The following is a 22,616-nucleotide window of genomic DNA, read 5'->3' on the forward strand; positions in this document are numbered from 1 at the left end:
TTGCAAATTTTTAATAGTACCACTGTAAATTTCTTGGAGTTTATTTACTCATACTTTGTTATCAAAGTGCCGTCATATATGGTTTTGAAGACTCTCTCATGATCAACTAATTACTAAAAAGTAACTATAGTCTTAGCAAATTTCCGCTGTAGCCATGGAGTCTTAGACAATATAAGAAGGATTAACCTAAGTAGCCATGCGTTACCTTGGCTTTGCGACATAATAAACTTTCTACCACGCTCCGTCATATTTATTATCTCTTTGCCTTTTGCATGTTGCTTATCATTATAAGCTGCTAAATTGCCTGTTACAATAGCTTTGGCTGCAGCAAATGCATCCGCTATACCTAGATTCATACCCCTACCACCAACAGGAGAATGAGTATGTGCTGCATCACCACAGAGGATAATATGTCCTTTGAAATATTGCTTAGCTTGCTTAATAGATATTTTAAAGCTACCTTGACGATAAACGTTATCAACTTCTAGGTTATACGGTAATTTTTTTAAATCTATCTCATGGTTGGAAACAATTCTATATCTCTTATCAGCCATTCTCATCATAAAAAACAAGCCTGCTTTAGTATTTGAAACTGTAGCTGCGTCAATATTTTCTGACTTGGCATAAAAATCTGCTATATACCATGTATCAGGCAATACATAACCTTGTTGCTCAATCCCTGCTAATTCTCTAACTTTGCTATGAGCTCCATCTGTACCAACCACATAATCAAAAGTTTCATCTTTAGCATTTAAAAACTCTGCTGTAACTGTGGCATCATCATTTTGATGCAAGCTTTTTAGCTCAACACCATATTCAACTTCTCTACCAAGTTCTTTTAATCTCTGCTCTATAATTGCTTCTGTTCTATCTTGAGGCAATGAGATCATAAGCTCATCATCAGCCAAATATTTTTTTAGATCTATACTTACTAGAAGTTTATCATAACGAAAAATATTTACGTGTGGTATGTGTACACCTTCCGCTAGTATATTTTGTTTAATATCTCCTAAATGTTCATATCTCTTTAAAGTAGCTGGCTGGATGCCTATAGCTCTAGATAAATTAGAAGCATTTTTTCTTTTTTCAACGATTCGAATATCGATACCTCTATAAGCTAATTCTACAGCTAAAGTAAGACCTGTAGGGCCAGCACCAACTATTAGAACTTTCATATATCTACCTACGATACATTAAATATAGTTATATTATAAACATTAAAGGTGATATTTACTAAATCTTTGGAACGATTATTTGTACGTAATGAAATTTTTGCAAGCTCTTGTTTTTTACACTTATGTTTAGAATTCGGTGAACTTTAGAAAGATGTACTACTTTATCAAACCTATATATGGCAACTCTCTAAATCTTTCATCATAATCTAAACCATAACCGACTATAAATTTATCTTCTATTTCAAAACAAACATAGTCTAAAACCACCTCTCTTTCTAATCTTGCCGGCTTAAATAATAAAGTTGCAAATTTTAGACTTTTAGGTTGGAAATTTTTAACCCCTTCTAGCAATCTATGGTAAGTATGTCCAGTATCAACAATATCTTCAACTATTATTATATTCTTATCTTTAATATGCTCTTCTTTCAAAGCTTCTACTGTTGAATTTACCTTACCTGAGCTTTTAGTACCAGAACCATATGATGAAGCTGTTACAAATTGGGTTCTTAAGTCTACACGTAATTTTCTAACAAGGTCTGCAAAAAACATAAATGAGCCTTTAAGCACACATATTAAAGTAAGTTCTTGCCCCTCATAATCTTTATTTATTTTTTGAGCAAGCTTTGTTACTTCTTTTTCTATTTCTTCACTAGTTATGTACACATCTGTATCATACGCAGAATAACTCATTACACTTAACCTTTATTTAAAATAATCTTCTAAAAATAAAATTTGTTCTCTAGATGGCCCATAAGCAACTGCGGATATAGGAATGCCTACATGTTTTTCGATCATTTCTAAATATGTTTTAAGAGCTTCTGGTATATTATCTTGAGTAATTTTTTCTTGGATAGTAAAAGGTTCTAAATCGACTAATATAGGCTCAACTTTAGCTAAATCAATACCAGGGTAAGCACAATCGATTTCTCTACCTTCATAATTATAACCAACACATATTTTCAAAGTGTCCATACCTGAAAGTACATCAATTTTTGTTAAAGCTATAGATGTTAAATTAGAGCATTTAGCAGAATATTTTAAAAGTGGTAAATCTAACCAACCACATCTACGGATTCTACCTGTAGTTACACCTATTTCCCCACCTTTATGTTGGATAAATTTACCGATATCATCAAAAAGCTCTGTAGGGAAAGGTCCTTCACCAACTCTAGTAGTATATGCTTTGGTAATACCAATTACATGGTCCAAATTATGACCGGCTGTTGTCGCACCTGAATAAACACCTGCTACTGAAGTATTCGAAGATGTAACAAAAGGATAGGTACCATAGTCAATGTCTAACAATACGCCTTGAGCTCCTTCATAAACAATATTTTTACCTTGTGAAATAGCTCCATCAATTATAGAAAAAGTATCTGCTGCATATTGCTTTAGTTTTTGTCCTAAATTATACAATCTTTCTAGCTCTTCTTCTAAACTTGGATACTCAACTTTATACAAATCTTTAAACAAAATTTCTTTTTCCGATAAGCTATTAACAAGTCTCGTTCTTAACTGTTCTTTATCAAATAAATGTTTAAACTTTATACCTTTACGAGAAACTTTATCTTCATACGCTGGGCCAATACCTTTACCTGTTGTACCTATTTTCTCATTAGTATTATTTTCTCTAACCGCATCTAAAAGTTTATGATAAGAAGTAATAACAACGCATGATTCAGAAACAAACAGGTTTTTAGGAGAGATTTCCACACCATTTGTTAATAATCTAGTGATTTCTTGGTCAAGAGCTACTGGATCTAAAACTACTCCATGACCTATTACACATTTAGTATGTTTATGCAAAACACCTGATGGTATAAGATGTAAAAATGTTTTTTTACCATCTACAACAAGAGTATGGCCAGCATTATTACCACCTTGGTAACGAACGACCAAATCTGACTTTTCTGCTAAAGTATCTGCTATTTTACCCTTACCTTCATCGCCCCACTGGGCACCAACGATTACGATATTTGACATTTATTTGAATTTTTTGAGATTTAAAATTTAGATGTCTAATATACTAATATATTAGTACTAATTTTGCTAGTGCAATCTTTATTAAGGCAAACTAACTATAGTTTTTTTCTTTCCAAAATTGTTATAATAAAATTGTTATAATGAGTACCGAAGGTTTATAAATATTCTAAATTCACAAGGAATAAAAATGGAAAAGATCAAAAGGGTTTTAATATCTGTCTCGGATAAAACTGGTATAGTAGATTTTGCAAATCAATTAGCTAAATATGGTATTGAGATTTTATCGACAGGTGGAACTTCTAAAACTCTAAAAGATGCTGGACTAAAAATTAAAGATGTCTCAGAACATACTGTTTTTCCTGAGATTATGAATGGTCGAGTTAAAACCTTGCACCCTCTAATTCATGGTGGTATTTTGGCTGATAGAGATAACCTTGAGCATATCAAAGCTATGCAAGAAAATAATATTAGTGAAATAGATATGGTTGTAGTTAATTTATATCCTTTTGTTAACACTGTAGCTTCAGGTGCTGATTTTGAAACCTGTATAGAAAATATAGATATTGGTGGACCTTCTATGGTTCGTTCATGTGCAAAAAACCACAAGCATACTACTATCGTCACTAATCCGAATCAATACCAAACCATAATAAAAGAAATGGCAGAAAATAAGGGTTCTACTACTTTAGAAACTCGTAGAAAACTAGCTTTAGAAGCTTTTTCACATACGGCAGAGTATGATAGTCATATAGCCAACTGGTTTTCCAAAGAGTTAAAAGAAGAATATCCTGAAAAACTTTTTTCTGTAGGCACTCTGAAACAAGTACTTAGGTACGGCGAAAACCCACACCAAAAAGCTGCTGTATACGCTACAAACTCTAACACAGTAAGTATAACAAACGCCAAACAACTACAAGGAAAAGAATTATCTTATAATAATATCAACGATGCAGATGGTGCATTTGAAATGGTATGCGAGTTTACAGAACCATCTTGTGCGATTATTAAACATGCTAATCCATGCGGTGTAGCGTCAGGTGAAAGTGCTTATAAAGCGTGGCAAAAAGCTTTATCGTGCGATCCTATTTCAGCGTTTGGTGGTATAGTTGCATTTAACTGCGAAGTTGATGAAGAGTTTGCAAATTCATTAGGAAAAATATTCCTAGAGGTAATAATAGCTCCTAGCTACACACCTAAAGCTCTAGAAATATTAGCAAGTAAAAAAAATCTAAGAGTTTTAGAAACAGGTCAAAATTTTGATACTAAATCATCACGTATGATTAGTAAAAATATTCACGGAGGTTTACTATCTCAATCCTATGATAACGGTAGCATTACGATACAAGACTGTAAGGTAGTTACAAACAGAGTTCCTAGCGAGCAAGAATGGGCGGATTTGATGTTTGCTTGGAAAGCAGTCAAATATGTTAAATCAAATGCTATCGTTTATGCTAGAGATACTCAAACTGTAGGAATTGGAGCTGGACAAATGAGTCGTGTTGATTCTGCAAGGATTGGGGCTGAAAAAGCTCAAGTACATGCTGGATCTACAAACTCTGTAGTTGCTTCTGATGCTTTTTTTCCTTTCGCTGATGGTTTAGAAGAGTGTATCAGAGCAGGAGCAAAAGCTGTGATTCAACCAGGTGGCTCAAAAAATGATCAAGAAGTAATCGACGCTGCAAACAAAGCTGGTATAGCAATGATCTTTACAAATATGAGACATTTTAGGCATTAAAACCCTATTATTAATAACTTTGAGCTCTTTGTCTTAAAGCCTAAATTTTTACAATCTAGACTCTTGAATGCCAAATGTGGAAACTCTTTGGTTAAGGTCCCTAGCATCTTATCGTCAATATTCTGACAGTTTGAAAGATCTAATAATTCTAAGCAGTTTAGCTGTTGAGCAAGTATACGCGCATCCATCTCACTAATGTTACTACCTGAAAGATTTAACGAACTCAATCCTCTTAGTTTGTTTGCAATAGTTTTTACCCCTTGAGCAGTAATTTTACAGTAAGCAATATTGAGCAACTTTAAATTTGGTAAAGCTCTAGCTACATAATGCATGATGTTGTCATTTATACCTTCTCCACAACTTGAAAAATTTAAAGACTCCAAATTTGACATTCCTCCAATCGCTAACAATCCATCATTAATGCTAGCCATATCGCAATTTGCGAGAATTAAAGTTTTCAAGCGTGTTAACCCTTTAGCTATAATTTCTAATCCTTTATCACTAATTCTACAGCCCGAGAGGTCTAGTGATTCTAAATTTTGGAACTTTTGAGTGATACGAGAAGCCACCACCATATCAACCTCCATATTACAATCAGCAAGGACTAAAGTTCTCAAATTTGGCATTCTACCATTTGCAAACAATCCTTCTAAAAAGCTACCTGCACTATAACCTGCTAGAATTAAAGTCTTCAAATGTGTCAGTTCTTTAGTAATAACCTCCAATCCTTTATCATCAATTTCACAACCCGAAAGGTTTAATGACTTCAGGCTTTGACATATTTCGTTAGAACTTAGAAGAGATATTATGCTTTTGAGCTGAAATTGTTTAATATTGTTACCCTCCAGGTTTAATTTATTAATTGTTCTTTTTAGTTTTAAAAATAAATTCACCCTTTCTATAAGCTCTGATAGAGATAATTTACTGTAAGATAAATCCACAGTATTAAAGTCATCTTTATATATGCTCATGTCACTTTTTAATGATAATAATCTTGGACGTAGCCTGATAGTCGAATTTAACATAGCTATAGAAATATTATTACAACCCAAAACGTTTAAAAATTCCAATTTAGGTAGGTTATTTATAAGGAGAGGAACTATAATTTTATCTGTAACATCAGAGCAATTTGAAAGGTCCAAGATCCTTAAATTGTATAGCCCAAAACCAATATATTTCAATCCTTTATCAGTAACACTACTACCTGAAAGATTAAGTTCTTCCAAGAATCTACAATGAGCGACATACGATACCCCTACATCAGTAATTCCTTTACAATTAGAAAGGTTAAGTGAGCGCCCCCCCCACATTGTATCTCCTCCCACATTACTAAAGGTAGAATTTCTCTCATCAGGCAATTTAGCTTCACAAATGTTGTTAAAAAAGCCCTCTCTTTTATAACTTTGATTACAAAGATGTGTCAATGCCCTATCTGTAATATCACAACCAGAAAGACCTAGTTCTTTTAAAAACATACTTTTAATAACTCTTATCGCTCCTTGATCAGTAATTTTTCTACAATTAGAAAAATCCAATGACGTTAACTTCGGTAGATTTTTAGCAATATACTTTACTCCTACATCAGTAATACTGTTGCTAGAAAGACTTAATGAATTTAAAGATAACAGTTTTCTAGCAATATCTCTTACCCCTTCATCAGTAACACTATTGCTAGAAAGACTTAATGAACTTAAAGATGGCAGATTTTTAGCAATATCTCTTACTCCTACATCAGTAATTTTTTTACAATCTAAAAGATTCAAGGACATTAAAGCCGGTAAATTTTGAGCAATATATCTTACCCCTTCATCAGTAATACTATTGCTAGAAAGACTTAATGAACTTAAAGATGGCAGATTTTTAGCAATATACTTTAATCCCACATCAGTAATACTATTACTAGAAAGGCTTAATGAACTTAAAGACGACAGATTTCTAGTAATATACCCTACTCCTACATCAGTAATACTATTGCTAGAAAGTTCTAGGGATTTTAAACATTTCGGATGTGACATAAAAGTTGTAATACTTCTTACTCCTACATCAGTAATTTCATGACTTGAAAAGCTCAAAGATTTTAGAGATGACGTATTTAAAGCAATATCTCTTACTCCTTTGTCAGTAATATTACAACCTGAAAGGTTTAATCCTGCCAAACCTTCTAGTTGATTAACAATAAATTCCACTCCTTTGTCAGTAATATTACAATCTGAAAGATCTAAAACCTTCAAATTTTTTAGCTTATTAGTAATATATTTTATTCCTTGATCTTCAATACTGTTACCTTTAAGATTCAAATGAGTTTTTTTGTCAGGGTGTTTAATAGTTTTAACTAGCAGCTCTATAGCATCATCAGTTAATCCATGATTAGATAAGTCCACTACTTTTCCATTATCAAAAAACCGAGCCATTTTTTCAATTTCTTTATGAGTTATACCATACATAATTTGTTTCTCAAAATTGTAAACTAATATATATTAAATATTATCACAATAAAATAAAATCATGAATTATTATTAACAAATTTATTTTAAAGATAAACATAAATAAAATAAATAATTTGCCTAGAGAAATGATACGATTTTAAAAAAATCAACGCGCTGAGTAATTTAAGCTAACTACCTTTAAACTCATATCGCCTAATAAAATCCTAAATGATAGACTGTACTCCCCATTATTTCTATACGCACTCATGTTTATTATCCCTAACAACACCCATTTTTATGTAATACAGCGCAATTATTTGGATCCAAATAAACACTGAGGATACAATCTAACAATATAACCTCTAGAATTATATGACAACGACTATCCTTTTATAATTAAGTTTTTTTTATCAGGGCTTCTACGTAAGTGTTCTAACGTTTCACTATCAATATATTTACAATTTGAAATATTTAAGTATTTCAAATTTGGTAACCCTTCCGTAAGCTTCTTCACACGCGGATAGTCTATGGTTTCACTATTTGAAAGATCCAGCGATTCCAGAGCTGATAATTTCAGTAACCAATTAATATCAAATATTTCACAATTAGAAAGGTATAGTGATCTTAAATTTAAGTATTGGCCAATATTATATGCTAAAGGATGAGAAATTTTATATCCTGAAATATCTAGAGACTTCAATTTGCTCAGACCGAAAGCGTGGCTATCAGTTATAGATAGATTACTTATTTTATTGCCACATAATTTTAATGATTCCAAGCTTTTCATCTCTGAGACAATGCATTCCACTGCTTTATCTGTAACTTCATTGCAATTTAAATTTAATACTTTCAAGCTTGGCAACCTTGAGACAATGTCTCCCACTCCTTTATCTGTGATTCTATTATTCGAAACATCCAATGACTCTAAGCCTGTTAGTTTACCAACAATAAGTTCTACTTCTTCATCACCAATATTATTACCGGACAAGTGTAAGTGTTTTATGTTGGGTAAGCAAGATACAATCTTTATGATTACATTTCTCATGCCTTCAGGATAGCCTGAAATTTTTAGAGTCGTCATTGAGTTTTTTGAGCTTGCTGGTAAATAAGACTCAATAGCTTGAGTCATTTCTTTTCCATCAGACATTTCTATCCCAGTTTTTAACCAAGTATTATGAGAAAAATCTATCGAGTTCAAATTTTTTAAATTCGTAAAAATATCTCGAACACCTTCAATTCCTATTTCATTATGCTCAAGATTAAGGTGTTCCAACTTTTTTAAGTTGTTAGCAATTTCCTTTGCCCCTTTGTCAGTAATGTCACAATCTGAGAGAGTTAAGTGTTTCATTTGCTTTAAACGGTAAGTTATATGCCCTAAACCCTCATCCCCAATCTTATTACCAGACAAATTTAATGCTTCCAAATTACTTAGAGTGTTAGCAATTTCAAAAGTTCCATTCGTTATAATTTTGTTACCTTTAAGATTAAGCGAGGTTACTAAATTTGGATATCCAATTTTACTAAATATTCTTTTAACATCTAAATTATATAGATTATAATTAGATAAGTCTAAACTACGGAAACCAAGTTTTATCATGTGATTAATATTATTAATAATTTTTTTAATTTTATATTCTTCCATTTAATTATTTTAACTAACCTAGTTATTTGTTTATTTTAAATATAACACAGTTATTTATTTATTTATATATAATTATTAATATATTTATTATTAGTAATAATTGGAATACCGCATGCGTTCATTAAAAAATTAAAAGCAGACGCCTAAGCTACAAACTCTGTAGCTGCTTTCTGACGCTTTTTTCCTTTCGCTGACGGTTTACAAGAGTGTATCAGAGCAGGAGCAAAAGCTGTGATTCAACCAGGTGGCTCAAAAAATGATCAAGAAGTAATCAACGCCGCGAATAAAGCTGCTATAGCAATGATCTTTACAAATATGAGACATTTTAGACACTAGAATTAAAGTAACGCACATTAGCGGGATTAAACCCGTCGCCCTCATGCTCGGTAAGGTTGCTTATTTAATCTTCTCACTTATTTCTACAACCCGGATTTTTATTACTGTATAGTTATTAATCCGTATGGGTATTAATTCTTATTAACTTCGCATAATTTAATAGAGATAATACTTTCCATAAAGTATATTAAAACTACATAACAACACCAGGCACTATATTAATTATGAAAATCATAAACTTTAAAAAATTATACGCTGATTTTACAAGTATATTCAATTTATGTAGATATACAGATGAGTCTCTAGAAGAAGAAATTATTAGAAGAGTTAAAGAAGAAAGTATTACGCAAGGGATGTTTCTCTTTAGGTTTAGACTTGTGATATTTAAATTTGAAGTGACTAATGACTCTGTTGAGTATATTGGTTATGAAAAATAATTTTCTCTTATCATCTTTATTAGGTTCCATGAACAAAATTTTTGCATAAAGATGTTAAGAACCTCATACTTAACATCACTTTTTAATAATGCCTTACGTCCAGGCAATGAGAATTGCCCATCTTTAATCAGAGTATCTTCAACCCAGCGTATATTACGATAACAAGCACTTTCACTTAGACCATAGCTGCGTGAAATATGAAAATATGTTCTATATTCGCGTAAATATTCCAGCGCCATAAGTAGCCTATCTTCTATAGACAATTTATTCGGCTTGCCTCCTTTTGCTTTTAGTTGGAATTGCGCTTCTTTTAATATCTTTGTCATGACAGTAAAAGTAGTGCGTTTAACACCTGTAAGTCTACGAAATCCTTCAGGTGACTCATCTTTAATCTGCTCAAACCTCATCAACATCATTCCAATAAAAATAAAAAATTTAATCAATTCAGGAGGTGTGCTAACATCCTATCTGAAATTAATAAGTTTTGTTGGAGAATTTAAACGATGTATAATGAAATTATAAGCAAAGGAATCAATAAAAGTTATAATTATTTTACTTACTCTAACTATCAGAAACAAATAGAGGATTACAAAAATTTTGGAACGGAAAAATTTGATATATACACATATAATGGAGTGGCTTATGCTTTAGTCAACTCAAAATTTGAGAGTGATTATATAGAATTATGGCAATCTAGAGATACGAAGCATTATAATGAGGGGGGGAGTCACTATGTTAACGCTGGCACCTATAAACCTAAAGAAGAATTCGAGATAGCTGAAGGACAGGCAAATGCTATCTACCACGGATTAGGAAAATCTACTGTGAAACGTGTTGAAAAATACGGAGCAAGATTTCTAGAAGAGGATGATTACTACGAATCTGAAAGTAAATCTAATTACGAGAATCTTAAGTTACTTTTTGCACTTAAAAAAAGAGGTGTAGCTAAAAACTTCGTAATCACACTCTTAAAGGTTATTCAGAATGAAGAAGATATAAAAAATTGGACCCTCGAAAAAAATAATCCTAGTCTGAAAAATTACTTGACTGAAAAAACTCGCTTCAAAAAATCTGATTATTTAACAAATGGGACTTTACGTCCGTTCCAACGAATGAGATACTTGAAAGATCATGAAGGTGGATTTACTCATGGGTTTCGAGCTGAATATGAAGATAGACTCATGTCGATTTTGTTTGAACTTAATCAATTAGGGTATTACCACACCGATTTAATGATAACCCCGGCTCATAGATCAGGGCAAAATGTGATGTATTCGGATAATGATTTAGTTATTGTCGACGATTTCCCGGTACGGTATTTAAGTCTGGAAGAATATTATGCAAAGCTAGATGAAATTAAGCAGCGTATGACCCAGCAAGAATTCAATGAATTTATATATCATGTTAAAAATATTGAACCCGGATCCGATTTTTTTGATGACCGCTGTAGTGTAATGTATAAAGATCAGTGGTTGTGGGTTGCTAATAACAAGAACCAACAGTATATAGATTATTATGATCAACAGCTTCGAAACCCCTATCCCTTACCCATGACTGATTTATTGTTGAATGGGAGGGATGTGTCTAAGTATAAATTATACATACCAAAAGAAATGGAGGACAAATTTAAAAATATTATTAAATTAATAGATGCTGATAATGTGAATCTTTATAATGGTAACCTAACGTTTGCGGAAAAAAATCTGAGAGACTCTTTGGCAGCAAGTAACTTGTCTCTTAACGTCGCTAATAATTTTAATGGATCACTCAAAAAATCGGTCTTAGAAATTCTACAAGGATATGCAAAATATAATGTGTTTAAACATAATTATGGGAAGAATAAACAATTGGTAGAGCTTTTGGAAAAAGTAGAATCCAAGAGTTATGCCATCGCACTTATAAAGATGACGCAGCTAACAATTCAAACTGGAAATGAAGCGGACATGAATAATATTAAAAATATGTTAGAGATTACACCTATTACAGGCCGTTCAGATAAAGTAAAAAAAATTACTACTAAAAAATACAACAAAGTAACAGACAGTTCTTTCTATATAACACTTGAGCAAGCCTTACAACTCCTGAGAGTGTAAACGTATAGACTGTAAAAGTCTAGACCTGATGTGACAGATACCTGCTCTAGCAAGTACATTTAATTGGCTCAGATGTTTTTTTGTTCATGGAACCTAAGCATATCTGCTATAATCTTACTACTTTAAATTTTTCAAAAAATAATTTCATGGCTGAAAAATATATATACTCAATGCATAGGGTTGGTAAAGTTGTGCCGCCTAATAAATACATACTCAAAGATATCTCGCTATCTTTTTTTGATGGTGCAAAGATTGGGGTGCTTGGTTTAAATGGCTCAGGTAAATCGACCCTACTTAAAATTATGGCTGGTTTTGATACAGAGATTATTGGCGAAGCAGCTCCACGCAAAGGAGTTAAAATTGGTTACCTACCACAGGAGCCAAAACTAGATCATACTAAAGATGTCCGTGGTAATGTTGAAGAAGCCCTTTCCCACTTAAAAGATATGCTTACTAGATTTGATGAAATTAGTATGAAATTCTGTGAACCAATGTCTGATGATGAAATGGCAAAACTTCTTGAAGAACAAGGAGAGTTACAAAATGCTATAGATACCGCTGGAGCTTGGGAAATAGACCGCAAGCTTGAAGTAGCTGCAGAAGCTTTACGTTTACCGCCTTGGGATGCTGATGTTACTAAATTATCCGGTGGAGAAGCTCGTCGTGTAGCTTTATGTAAATTACTATTATCTGCTCCTGATATTTTACTTCTAGATGAGCCTACTAACCACTTAGATGCAGAGTCTGTAGCATGGCTTGAGAAATTCCTAGCAGAATACAAAGGTACTGTTGTAGCTATTACGCACGATAGATATTTCTTAGATAATGTTGCTGAGTGGATCTTAGAGCTAGATCGTGGTGAAGGTATACCATTTAAAGGTAATTACTCAGAATGGCTTGAGCAAAAACAGAAACGCTTAGAAATGGAAGAAAAGCGTGAATCATCGCACCAAAAAGCCCTAAAAGAAGAGTTAGAGTGGGTGCGTCAAAACGCTAAAGGTCGTCAAGCAAAATCAAAAGCTAGACTTGCAAAATTTGATGAATTAAGCTCGCAAGAGTTCCAAAAGCGTAATGAAACTCAAGAGCTATATATCCCACCTGGAGAACGTTTAGGAAATAATGTAATCAAGGTTAAAGATCTTGTTAAATCATTTGATGATAAATTACTAATCGATGGTCTTGATATGGACGTCTATCCTGGCTCGATTGTTGGAATCATTGGGGCTAATGGTGCTGGTAAATCGACTTTCTTTAAAATGCTAACAGACAAAGAAACTCCAGATGCTGGTAATATCACAATTGGAGAAACTGTAAATCTAGCATATGTAGATCAATCTCGCGATGCTCTAGATGATAACAAAACCGTGTGGGAAGAAATATCTGATGGTTTAGATGTTATATCAGTTGGTAAATACACTATACCATCACGTCAGTATGTTGGTAGATTTAATTTTAAAGGTGCTGATCAGCAGAAATATATATCTCAGTTATCTGGTGGTGAGAGAAACCGTGTTCATCTTGCTAAGCTACTTAGAAGTGGCGGTAATGTAATATTGCTTGACGAACCGACAAACGATCTAGATGTAGAAACTTTAAGAGCTTTAGAAGAGGCTATTTTAGCATTCCCTGGTTGTATAATGGTAATCTCGCATGATAGATGGTTTTTAAATCGTATTGCTACACACATGCTTGCTTTTGAAGGTAATAGTGAAGTAGTATGGTTTGAAGGTAATTATGATGCTTATATAGAAGATAAAAAACGCCGTCTTGGCGATAAGTATGATGCTGTTACTAAAATTAAGTATAAGAGAATTTCTGTTGGCTAAAAACAGGAGCTAAAGCTCATGAAAATCTTTTTTTATTCTACTAAAAAGTATGACAAAGAGTATTTTTCTAAACTAAACTCTAATCACCAACTAACTTTTGGTAATTATTCTTTAAACCAGGAAACTTTTATTTTTGCTAAAGGCTATGATGCTGTGTGCATCTTTGTAAATGATGTTTGTGACGCAAATGTATTAGATAAACTTAATGATATTGGAGTCAAAAATGTTCTTCTAAGGTGTGCCGGTTTTAACAACGTTGATGTTGCCCATGCTAAAAGTCTAGGTATAAAAGTTGCCAGAGTACCAGCATATTCGCCATTTTCAGTTGCTGAACATACTTTAGCTCTTTTATTATGTTTAAATCGTAAGATACATAAAGCTTATAATAGAGTCAAAGAAAGTAATTTTAATATAGAGGGGTTAGAAGGTTTTGATATTCATCAAAAAACTATAGGAATAATTGGTTTTGGTAATATTGGTAAAGCTTTTGGTCAAATTATGTCTGGCTTTGGTGGAGAAATTTTAGTGTATGATCCTTTTATAAACAAAAAGGATATACCTATATATGCTAAGTTAGTAGATTTGAATACTATATTTAAGAAAGCTGATGTTATAAGCTTACATTGCCCGTTAAATGATGATACTAAATATATAATTGACCAAAAAGCTCTTAGTTTAATAAAACCTTCGGCATTTATAATCAACACAAGTCGTGGAGCATTAATTGATACTCAAGCTATCATCAAAGCTCTTAAATCTAAATCCATAGCTGGTTTAGCTATAGATGTTTATGAGTATGAAAAAGATATTTTCTTTAGAGATATGTCTGGAGAAATTATTAATGATGACATCTTTGAAAGGCTTCTCACATTTCCAAATGTTTTAGTAACTGCTCACCAAGCTTTTTTAACTAAAGAAGCACTTGAAGAGATTGCAAATACAACTTTAAATAATGCTGTCTTAATGGAGAAATCAAAAATTAATTTAAACTTTTTATGAAAATCATGATTCGTATATTAATGCTAGGTTGTATTCTCAATGTTTATTATGATTCCAAAATTCACATCATTAATAACTAAGCAATAAAAGTATTGGGTTATTTTATTATTAAATTATATTTGTAATTTAAATATAAAAATAACAGCATTGTTCAAAAGCAAAAGATTTATATTAATTGATCGTGGTGTACATTTTATGAAACTTATAAAATTTGCCTCTAAAATACTTAAACCTATATAATAAATAGCAGTATTAATATTTACTCGATCGAAATGATAAAACAATTAACTTCAAGCCAACGAAGAAAAACTATTTTTATAACGAATCTTGGAGCTGTTTTAGAATGGTTTGAGTTTAGTCTTTATGGTTATCTTTCTACTTATTTAAGCATATTGTTTTTCCCAACAGAAGATCAAACAGTAGCTTTGCTTACAGTGTTTGGTATATTTGCCGCTAGTTATATTATGCGCCCGCTTGGAGGGTTCTTTTTTGGATCATTAGGCGATAGGTTTGGTAGGCGTTATGCAATTACATTAAGTATGATTCTGATGTGTGTGCCTATGTTGATTATGACGATTATGCCTACTTATGAGTCTGGGGGAATATGGGCTATTTTTATATTACTTTTTGCCCGTATGCTCCAAGGATTTTCTGTAGGTGGTGAATATTCTGGTGTATTAGTAGCTTTAGCAGAGAGTGCTTCAAGTAGGTATCGTGGATTTACGACAGCTTTAGCTGGTTTAGCTTCACAAATAGGCGTTATTATGAGTGCTTCAACTGTTGGTATATTATCTACTTTTTTAACTAAAGAACAAATGCTAGCATATGGCTGGCGCATAGCTTTTGGAGTTGGCTTAATATTAGCAATTGTTTCAACTACTCTTCAGAAAAAGGCAAAAGAGTCTCCGTTTTTTAAAAGCATAAAAAATGAGTGTAGACTAAGCAAAACCCCGCTAAGGGATGCTTTAAGTGGCCCTAAGATGCCTCTTGTTTGGACATTTGTAATAACAGGCTATGTGGGTATTGCTTATTACATGATGGCTACTTTTTTACCTAATATTTTGATAACCAATAGACAGTTCGATGTAAATAAAATTATGTTTATAACTGTAGTTGTCTCAACTCTATATGCAGTAGTCTCGCCTATTTTTGGGTGGTTATCAGATATATGGGGGAGAAAACCATTTTTATACTTCCCTATAATCCTAATTGCTATTTTAAGTTTTCCTATGTTTATATTTTTTAATAATGGGAGGTTAGAAAGTATCTTAATATTAGAGCTAATATTAGCTTTACTTATTTCCGCCATGACAGCAGCTTTTCAAATAGCTGTTACAGAGCTTTTTCCAACAAATTATAGGTATAGTGGCATGTCTGCTGCTTATAATTTAGGAAATGCCTTATTTGCTGGAACTACTCCTATGATTTGTATTTGGCTGATTAGTCTAACTAACTCTAGTCACGCTCCTGCCTTTTACTTAATAATTACATCTATAATCACTCTGGGAGTCATATACAAGATGCCTGAGACAAAGTATTCAAAAGAGTTTAGGTTTCATGAATAAAAATTTTCTCTAAACTAAATAAGAGTACTTGCTAGAAAAATGTCTATCAATAAGCACGCAACTGCAGGCGCCCTTCACAGTTAGAAACATATAATTTTAGTTTGCAACAGTCTCATAAACCCAAAACTGCTTTTTTTTATACCTAAAGATATGTATAATCTTATCTCAGGTATATTTTAATTATTAGCAATAAGTTATGGAAAATCTAGCTTACTTTGTATCACAGAATTTGTTATTTTGTATATCTTTTATTCTTATTTTAGCTGTATATATAGTTTTTGAGCTAACACAATCAAAGAAGTCTCAATATAAGCTTTCAGTAGTAGAAGCAGTTGCTACTGTAAATAAAAATAAAGGGATATATCTAGATGTTAGAGATCATGAACAATACAGTAAAACTCATATTATAGGAGCTCAAAATATTAATATTAATGATTTAGCAGATAAGCATAAGAAGTTAATTAAAAGTAAAACAAAACCAATAGTTATTTATGGTGACCAAGCAGAAAAAGCTATGCAATTATTACGTAAAGAAGGTTTTGAGCAAGTATATATTTTGAAAGATGGTCTAAAAGCATGGCTACAAGCCAACTATCCAGTAAAATCATCTTCAAACTAAAAAGACTAAACTAAAAAGGGATCATAAAATGGATCAACAAACACAACCACAATTTCAAATCCAAAAAGTTTATATAAAAGATCTTTCTTTCTCTGTTCCAAATTCTGACAAAATATGGGCTACACAGTGGAGACCGCAATTACATACAGATTTGAAAATTACAGCAGAAAAACTACCAGAAGAAAATACTTATGAAAGTATATTAACTGTAGAAGTAAAAGTTGAGAATGATGGTGTCACAGCTTTTGAAATAGAAGTTAAGCAGGCAGGTGTTTTTACAATTTCTAATATGCAAGATCAACAAATAGAACATGCTAAGTATTCTTTTTGCCCGAACATACTTTATCACTACGCTCGTGAAGCTATTTCTGACTTAGTAGTTAACGGCGGTTTCCCTCAGTTATGTCTGTCCGCGGTAAACTTTGATGCGATGTATCAAGATTCTTTGAAATCTAGTGATAGCACTAAGCAACACTAAGGAAGTCAAAAATGAGTAAAGAAAAAGCGTTAGAATCAGCATTATCACAAATTGAAAAGCAGTTTGGTAAAGGCTCAATCATGAGGTTAGGCGACCAGCAGGCTGCACATGATATTGATGTTATCCCATCAGGGATTATAGCATTAGATGTTGCTTTAGGGATAGGAGGTTATCCTAAAGGGCGAATAATAGAGATATACGGACATGAGTCTTCTGGTAAAACTACTCTTACTCTTCTTGCGATAGCACAATGTCAAAAGCAAGGTGGCACAGCAGCCTTTATTGACGCTGAGCATGCGCTTGATCCTAAATACGCCAAGCTTCTAGGAGTAGATATTGACAATCTAATAGTGTCTCAACCAGATACTGGTGAACAAGCTTTAGAAATTGCTGATATGCTTGTACGCTCTGGTGGCGTGGATATCGTTGTTGTTGACTCTGTAGCAGCACTTACTCCAAAAGCTGAGATAGAAGGTGATATGGGAGATTCTCATATGGGTCTACAAGCTAGATTAATGTCACAAGCTTTGAGAAAGCTTACAGCCAATATCAAACGCTCGAACACTTTGGTAATGTTTATTAACCAAATTCGTATGAAAATAGGAGTAATGTTTGGTAATCCTGAAACCACAACAGGCGGTAATGCTTTAAAATTCTATTCTTCTGTAAGATTAGAAGTAAGAAAAGGTGGATCGCTAAAAGATGGTGCTGATGTTAGTGGTAATGAAATCAAAGTGAAGGTAGTTAAAAACAAAGTTGCTCCTCCATTTAAACAGGCAGAGTTTGAGCTAGTGTATGGAGAGGGTGTATCTTTAGAGGCAGAGCTTGTTGACCTTGGTGCAAAGCATAATATTATTGAAAAATCTGGGGCTTGGTATAGTTACAAAGGTAAAAAAATAGGTCAAGGTAAAGAAAAAGCTAAAGATTATCTAAAAGAAAATACTGTCGAACGTGATGAGATAGAAAAGTCTATTTTAGAGCTTTTGCTTCCTCAAGAGTACACAAACCAAAACTCAGAGTCTGAACCAAAAGTAAACTCAAAAACTCAAAATGAGCTTATCTAAAGAAAGAAACTACCTTCTATATCTTCTTGCTAAACAAGAATATTCACGCAAACAGCTTTTTGATAAATTAAATAAAAGAGCAAATATCTCACAAGAGCAAATAGAGCGTTTGCTAGATGAGTTTGAGCAAAATAATTGGTTATCAGACAGGCGGTTCGTAGAGGTCTTTGTTAGTAGTGAAATTAACAAATTAAGAGGAAAGAAGAGGATTATAAATATAGCTGCATATCAAAAAGGTTTATCTCAAGAGTTGGTAGAAAACTTTTTGGCAAGTTTAGACATTGACTGGCTTGATCTATGCAAGAAATGTTTATATAAAAAGTATACAGATATTGAAATGTTAGAGCTAGATCCAAAACTAAAACAAAAAGCTATAAACTATTTAGTATATAATGGGTTTAGTTATGATGAAATAAAGAATACTATAATCACCGAAGATTAAAAAAATTATGTTTTTATTATAAATTATTTATAAGTTAGTTTTTTTAAGGTAAGCTATAGTTGCTGATGAAAATTTAATATAGGAGTTTGATAATGGCAAAAGGAACCGTAAATAAAGTTATTTTACTAGGTAGATTGGGTATAACTCCAGAAGTTAGAACTACCCAGAATGGTACAACCGTTGCAACCTTAAGTTTAGCTACAAATGACGGCTTGGGTGAAAATATAACTACAGAATGGCATAGAATAGTTGTATTTGGTAAAGCAGCGGAAATTATTCAAAGATATGCTACTAAAGGTTCACAGCTATTTATAGAAGGTAGATTACGTACAAACAAATGGCAAGATAAAAATGGTAACACACAATACTCAACCGAAGTAGTGGCAAGTAATTTTCAGTTTATTGGTGGTGGCAATACTCAAGGTGACGCAAGCTATAATAATGAGCAAGCAACTAGTAATTTTAACCAGCAAACCACACAACAGGATAACATCCCTGACTTTGCAGAGATAAATTCATCTAGTTTTGACGATGATATACCTTTTTAAAGAGCCTTTCCACTTAACTGTGTAAATTCACTTACATGAATCTCTGAATTCTATGCTCAAACTCGATAGCGAAATAAGGCATAGCCTCATTCCAATATTTAACAGGCATAGACCATTTTTTAGTCAAATAATCTATAGCCAAGTACAAAGATTTGAAAACAGAGTCATCTTTAGGAAATAGCTTTTTATTCTTAATGACTTTCCTAAACTGGCTATTAAGCGATTCAATCGCATTAGTAGTGTAAATAACTTTACGAATTTTTGGAGGATATTGCAAGAATACAGTTAAATTATCCCAATTATTTATCCATGACTTTGAAATTAAAGGATATTTAGTATCATATTTATTTGCAAAGTTATCAAGCTCAGATTGAGCTATTGCAATGGTATCAGCATCATATATTTTCTTTAACTCTCTAGCTACCTCTTTCTTGTCTTTATATGGCACATACTTAAGACTATTACGAATTTGATGAACGATACAAAGCTGATGCTTTGTCTCAGGGTATATAGCTTGTATAGCATCAGACATGCCTTTTAAATTATCAGTACATGCTATAAATATATCCTGTAAGCCTCTATTCTTTAATTCAGTAAAAACACTAAGCCAATATTTAGCACCTTCATTTTGACTGATCCAAAGACCTAATACATCCTTATGACCAGTTAACGATATGCCAAGAGCCACATACACAGCTTTATTAATAATATGCTTGTCTTCTCTAACTTTAACGACTATACAGTCAAAAAACACTATTGGATAAACTGACTCTAAAGGTCTATTTTGCCATGCTTTAACATCATCAATAATAGCTTCTGTAACATCACTTATAAAGCTTGTACTTATCTTTGTATCATATAACTCAAATAACTGTTGTTGGATATCTGTAGTACTCATACCTTTAGCATACAAAGATATAATTTTTTGGTCTAAGCCGTTTATCTTGGTGACTCTTTTGGGAACTATTTGAGGTTCAAAGTCACTATCTCTATCTCGTGGAACTGATATTTCCAAATTACCTGTGTCTGTAGCTAATGTCTTGTTACTATAGCCATTCCTAGCATTTGATGAATTAGTCCTTTGGTGTTTTGAATAACCAAGATGACTATTCATTTCTGCATCTAGTGCTTTTTCTAATAATCGTTTTGTTAGTTGCTTTAGCAAACCATCTTTCTCAAACATTTGATTAATATCAACACCTGAATCTATTATTTGATCTGCAATAGCTGTGTAAATATCTTCTGACTTCTTATTCTTAGACATTGTTTCTATCCTTAATATTTCGCTAGAAATAATCTAGCAGGTTAATTAAGAATTTACACATTTATTTGGAAAGTCCCTTTTTAAAGGCTCTCTTTAAAACAATTAAATTGATAAGAGTTTTTAGGTTTTTTACTACTACAATCTGAATACATGAAAATATGACTTCTTACTTTCATATTTGACTCGTTTCTAACTCTATCAGTTATAATCGCTGCTGTACATATTTGTTCATTGCCGCTTGATCTATATCTGGTAAGTTACCATTCATTAGATCTACATCTGGGTTAGCATGCATGCGCAACATTGTTCCCAAAGATCCTTTTTTATTTGGCATGATATTTAAACAGTCTTTATACGTATTATGAAAGCAATCTATAGCTAATAATAATGATTTTTTATTTAATTGACCAAACTGTAGACCTGTTCTGTTTTTATTGTGAGAAGAAGTAAGGTATTGCTGCGTCTTTCTAACGTGCATAGCAAAATTCTTACATGCATTGCCAAATAAAAAAGCGCGAACGCGTCCATCTACTCCATGAGGTTCTAAGACTCCATAAGTTTTTTTATCAGCTAGTCCTCCTAAAATAGTGTTAAAATATGATTCTATTGTTCCACCAAGGACAGGAATATAACCTAATGGCTTAAGTGCCATTGAGATATTTCCAGCTGTTAACCCTAACTGTAAATTAAAATGATCAGTCTGTCCAACTCTATTAGTTACCTTAGAAACATAATCACTTATTCCTTGGGTAATAAGAGCTAAATATTTACCAGCGTTTTTTATCATGTTTTCAGAAAGCCCTGCGTCTTTATTTATATTAGGTTGGGTTAAATTATTAGAACTAGCAAGTTTTTTTCCTAATTCACTAAATTGTTTTAATCTATCTCCAGAAATAATACTTCCTAGCACTTTTGCTCCTTCAGGGGTTTTAGATAGTAAATATGCTAATCCAGCCAAAATTTTTTCAGATTCGGGTAGGGAAACCATATCTAATTCTGATTCATCGCCTTCACTCAAAAATAAGCTGTTTCCTGAATTGGTCCTTCCTGTAATAAATTTTGCTATCATTGCTCCAACTCCTTGAAACGGCCTACTACCTGTGTCAGGTGGGTTAGATGCTGCTGCAATCATATATAAGTTTAATTTATTATTTAGACCTCTAAATATAGTCGCTTGGTGTAGAACGGCCATATATACAAATGTACTCATAGATACTAAACTTTCAGATGACATGTGTCTTTTCTTTATAGAATTACCCTTAGAATCTAACTTAGAAGTTTGTTCTGATTTCCAGTCAAAAGCTCTAGAGTATTGTAGAGTTTCTGTATTATAACCTGCTTCAGCATAAGCACCTTGGTACTCAAGAAATGTTTGTAACACACTTAATATACGTTTTGAGTCATCTGCTGAGCTCATAAGACGATTCCACTCTGCAGCTGCTTGTAGACCTGCTGTTGAGACATAGTGTTCACTTTTATTCAATCGTTTAGCAATTTTAGCTATTTCACCATAGTTGATCTGAATGTTAAAATATGAGTTGTATTGTTGAATACCATCCAAAAAAGCATATTTAAGAGATTCTGGGCTTACAAATGTCAAAAGCATACTTTTATCAATATTTGTAGGTGTTACTTTAAGCCTTTCTCTAACTGATTGTTTATTAATAATTATTTTTTCATTTCTATCTAATAATTTTTCTTCGTACGAGTCCATCATTTCATTCATAAGATCATCTATATCCATTTTTATATACCTCCTTTATATACAAAAAAAATAGCTTCCGCCGCAAACAGCGAATCAAACAGAATTTTTCTTTTTTTAACACAATCAATAATACAAATTAAAAAAATAATTTCATATATGATAAATTTGATATGGTCTAGGGGGATTTTGATAGGAACCTCATGTCAAATTTGATTACTATCTTCTAAACTAGAATTTCAAAAGAAGCCTAATGCGATTGTCTTACAGATGTCTACAGTT

At 32.5% G+C, this 22,616-nt stretch carries 18 protein-coding genes and 2 pseudogenes; 12 read left to right on the forward strand and 8 right to left on the reverse strand.

The window, feature by feature from the left end; all coding sequences use genetic code 11:
• Positions 1–113: 113 nt before the first annotated feature.
• The 3 genes from E3E15_RS07195 to E3E15_RS07205 form a co-directional block, all read right to left on the reverse strand.
• Entirely contained in the window at positions 114–1,175 is a 1,062-nt protein-coding gene (locus E3E15_RS07195; protein ID WP_172107115.1) for an FAD-dependent oxidoreductase, read from the reverse strand.
• A 156-nt stretch (positions 1,176–1,331) separates the two neighbouring features.
• Entirely contained in the window at positions 1,332–1,865 is a 534-nt protein-coding gene (gene hpt / locus E3E15_RS07200; RefSeq protein ID WP_035720365.1) for a hypoxanthine phosphoribosyltransferase, read from the reverse strand.
• A gap of 12 nt (positions 1,866–1,877) precedes the next feature.
• Positions 1,878–3,158, reverse strand: coding sequence for an adenylosuccinate synthase (locus E3E15_RS07205; RefSeq protein ID WP_172107116.1), 1,281 nt, complete (start codon positions 3,156–3,158; stop codon positions 1,878–1,880).
• 187 nt (positions 3,159–3,345) lie between these two features.
• Here E3E15_RS07205 and purH (E3E15_RS07210) point away from each other — a divergent pair, with 187 nt between their 5' ends.
• Positions 3,346–4,893: a bifunctional phosphoribosylaminoimidazolecarboxamide formyltransferase/IMP cyclohydrolase gene (gene purH, locus E3E15_RS07210; protein WP_172107117.1), complete on the forward strand. Its 1,548-nt coding sequence runs from the start codon at positions 3,346–3,348 to the stop codon at positions 4,891–4,893.
• On the opposite strand, the gene E3E15_RS07215 is transcribed toward purH (E3E15_RS07210), so the two are convergent.
• Both E3E15_RS07215 and E3E15_RS07220 read right to left on the reverse strand, forming a co-directional pair.
• Positions 4,890–7,304 (reverse strand): leucine-rich repeat domain-containing protein, encoded by a 2,415-nt coding sequence (locus E3E15_RS07215; RefSeq protein ID WP_172107118.1) that lies wholly within the window; start codon positions 7,302–7,304, stop codon positions 4,890–4,892. The genes purH (E3E15_RS07210) and E3E15_RS07215 overlap by 4 nt on opposite strands.
• Before the next feature lie 397 nt (positions 7,305–7,701).
• Positions 7,702–8,961 carry a leucine-rich repeat domain-containing protein gene (locus E3E15_RS07220; RefSeq protein ID WP_172107119.1) on the reverse strand — a complete coding sequence of 420 codons (1,260 nt, stop codon included), beginning with the start codon at positions 8,959–8,961 and terminating at the stop codon, positions 7,702–7,704.
• A gap of 177 nt (positions 8,962–9,138) precedes the next feature.
• Here E3E15_RS07220 and purH (E3E15_RS07225) point away from each other — a divergent pair.
• Positions 9,139–9,297 (forward strand): annotated as a pseudogene (gene purH / locus E3E15_RS07225) (bifunctional phosphoribosylaminoimidazolecarboxamide formyltransferase/IMP cyclohydrolase); the annotation flags it as partial.
• Positions 9,298–9,521: 224 nt separating this feature from the next.
• Positions 9,522–9,734, forward strand: a complete 213-nt coding sequence (locus E3E15_RS07230) for a hypothetical protein (protein WP_172107120.1) — start codon at positions 9,522–9,524, stop codon at positions 9,732–9,734.
• Between the two features lie 50 nt (positions 9,735–9,784).
• Here E3E15_RS07230 and E3E15_RS07235 read toward each other — a convergent pair.
• Positions 9,785–10,141, reverse strand: a pseudogene (locus tag E3E15_RS07235) (transposase family protein); the annotation flags it as partial.
• Between the two features lie 96 nt (positions 10,142–10,237).
• Between E3E15_RS07235 and E3E15_RS07240 the strand changes: the two are divergent.
• From E3E15_RS07240 to E3E15_RS07280, 9 genes are all read left to right on the forward strand, one after another.
• Positions 10,238–11,827, forward strand: a complete 1,590-nt coding sequence (locus E3E15_RS07240) for a hypothetical protein (protein WP_172107122.1) — start codon at positions 10,238–10,240, stop codon at positions 11,825–11,827.
• A 146-nt stretch (positions 11,828–11,973) separates the two neighbouring features.
• A complete protein-coding gene (gene ettA, locus E3E15_RS07245) occupies positions 11,974–13,653 on the forward strand; it encodes an energy-dependent translational throttle protein EttA (protein ID WP_172107123.1) in 1,680 nt (559 codons plus the stop codon).
• 18 nt (positions 13,654–13,671) lie between these two features.
• Entirely contained in the window at positions 13,672–14,652 is a 981-nt protein-coding gene (locus E3E15_RS07250) for a 2-hydroxyacid dehydrogenase (RefSeq protein ID WP_172107124.1), read from the forward strand.
• 272 nt (positions 14,653–14,924) lie between these two features.
• Positions 14,925–16,217 carry an MFS transporter gene (locus E3E15_RS07255; protein ID WP_172107125.1) on the forward strand — a complete coding sequence of 431 codons (1,293 nt, stop codon included), beginning with the start codon at positions 14,925–14,927 and terminating at the stop codon, positions 16,215–16,217.
• A gap of 196 nt (positions 16,218–16,413) precedes the next feature.
• Positions 16,414–16,836 (forward strand): rhodanese-like domain-containing protein, encoded by a 423-nt coding sequence (locus E3E15_RS07260; protein WP_172107126.1) that lies wholly within the window; start codon positions 16,414–16,416, stop codon positions 16,834–16,836.
• 28 nt (positions 16,837–16,864) lie between these two features.
• Entirely contained in the window at positions 16,865–17,314 is a 450-nt protein-coding gene (secB, locus tag E3E15_RS07265; RefSeq protein ID WP_172107127.1) for a protein-export chaperone SecB, read from the forward strand.
• Positions 17,315–17,325: 11 nt separating this feature from the next.
• Positions 17,326–18,378, forward strand: coding sequence for a recombinase RecA (gene recA / locus E3E15_RS07270; protein WP_035720383.1), 1,053 nt, complete (start codon positions 17,326–17,328; stop codon positions 18,376–18,378).
• Positions 18,365–18,820, forward strand: coding sequence for a regulatory protein RecX (locus E3E15_RS07275; RefSeq protein WP_172107128.1), 456 nt, complete (start codon positions 18,365–18,367; stop codon positions 18,818–18,820). The genes recA and E3E15_RS07275 overlap by 14 nt, the downstream gene beginning before the upstream one ends.
• A gap of 92 nt (positions 18,821–18,912) precedes the next feature.
• Positions 18,913–19,368: a single-stranded DNA-binding protein gene (locus E3E15_RS07280; RefSeq protein ID WP_172107129.1), complete on the forward strand. Its 456-nt coding sequence runs from the start codon at positions 18,913–18,915 to the stop codon at positions 19,366–19,368.
• A gap of 31 nt (positions 19,369–19,399) precedes the next feature.
• On the opposite strand, the gene E3E15_RS07285 is transcribed toward E3E15_RS07280, so the two are convergent.
• Together E3E15_RS07285 and E3E15_RS07290 are read right to left on the reverse strand one after the other, a co-directional pair.
• Positions 19,400–20,632: an IS256 family transposase gene (locus E3E15_RS07285; RefSeq protein ID WP_172106156.1), complete on the reverse strand. Its 1,233-nt coding sequence runs from the start codon at positions 20,630–20,632 to the stop codon at positions 19,400–19,402.
• A 202-nt stretch (positions 20,633–20,834) separates the two neighbouring features.
• The gene (locus E3E15_RS07290; RefSeq protein WP_172107130.1) at positions 20,835–22,376 is read right to left on the reverse strand and encodes a hypothetical protein; all 1,542 of its coding nucleotides are present in this window, start codon (positions 22,374–22,376) and stop codon (positions 20,835–20,837) included.
• Between the last annotated feature and the right edge of the window lie 240 nt (positions 22,377–22,616).

Source organism: Allofrancisella frigidaquae (genome assembly GCF_012222825.1).
GTDB lineage: Bacteria > Pseudomonadota > Gammaproteobacteria > Francisellales > Francisellaceae > Francisella > Francisella frigidaquae.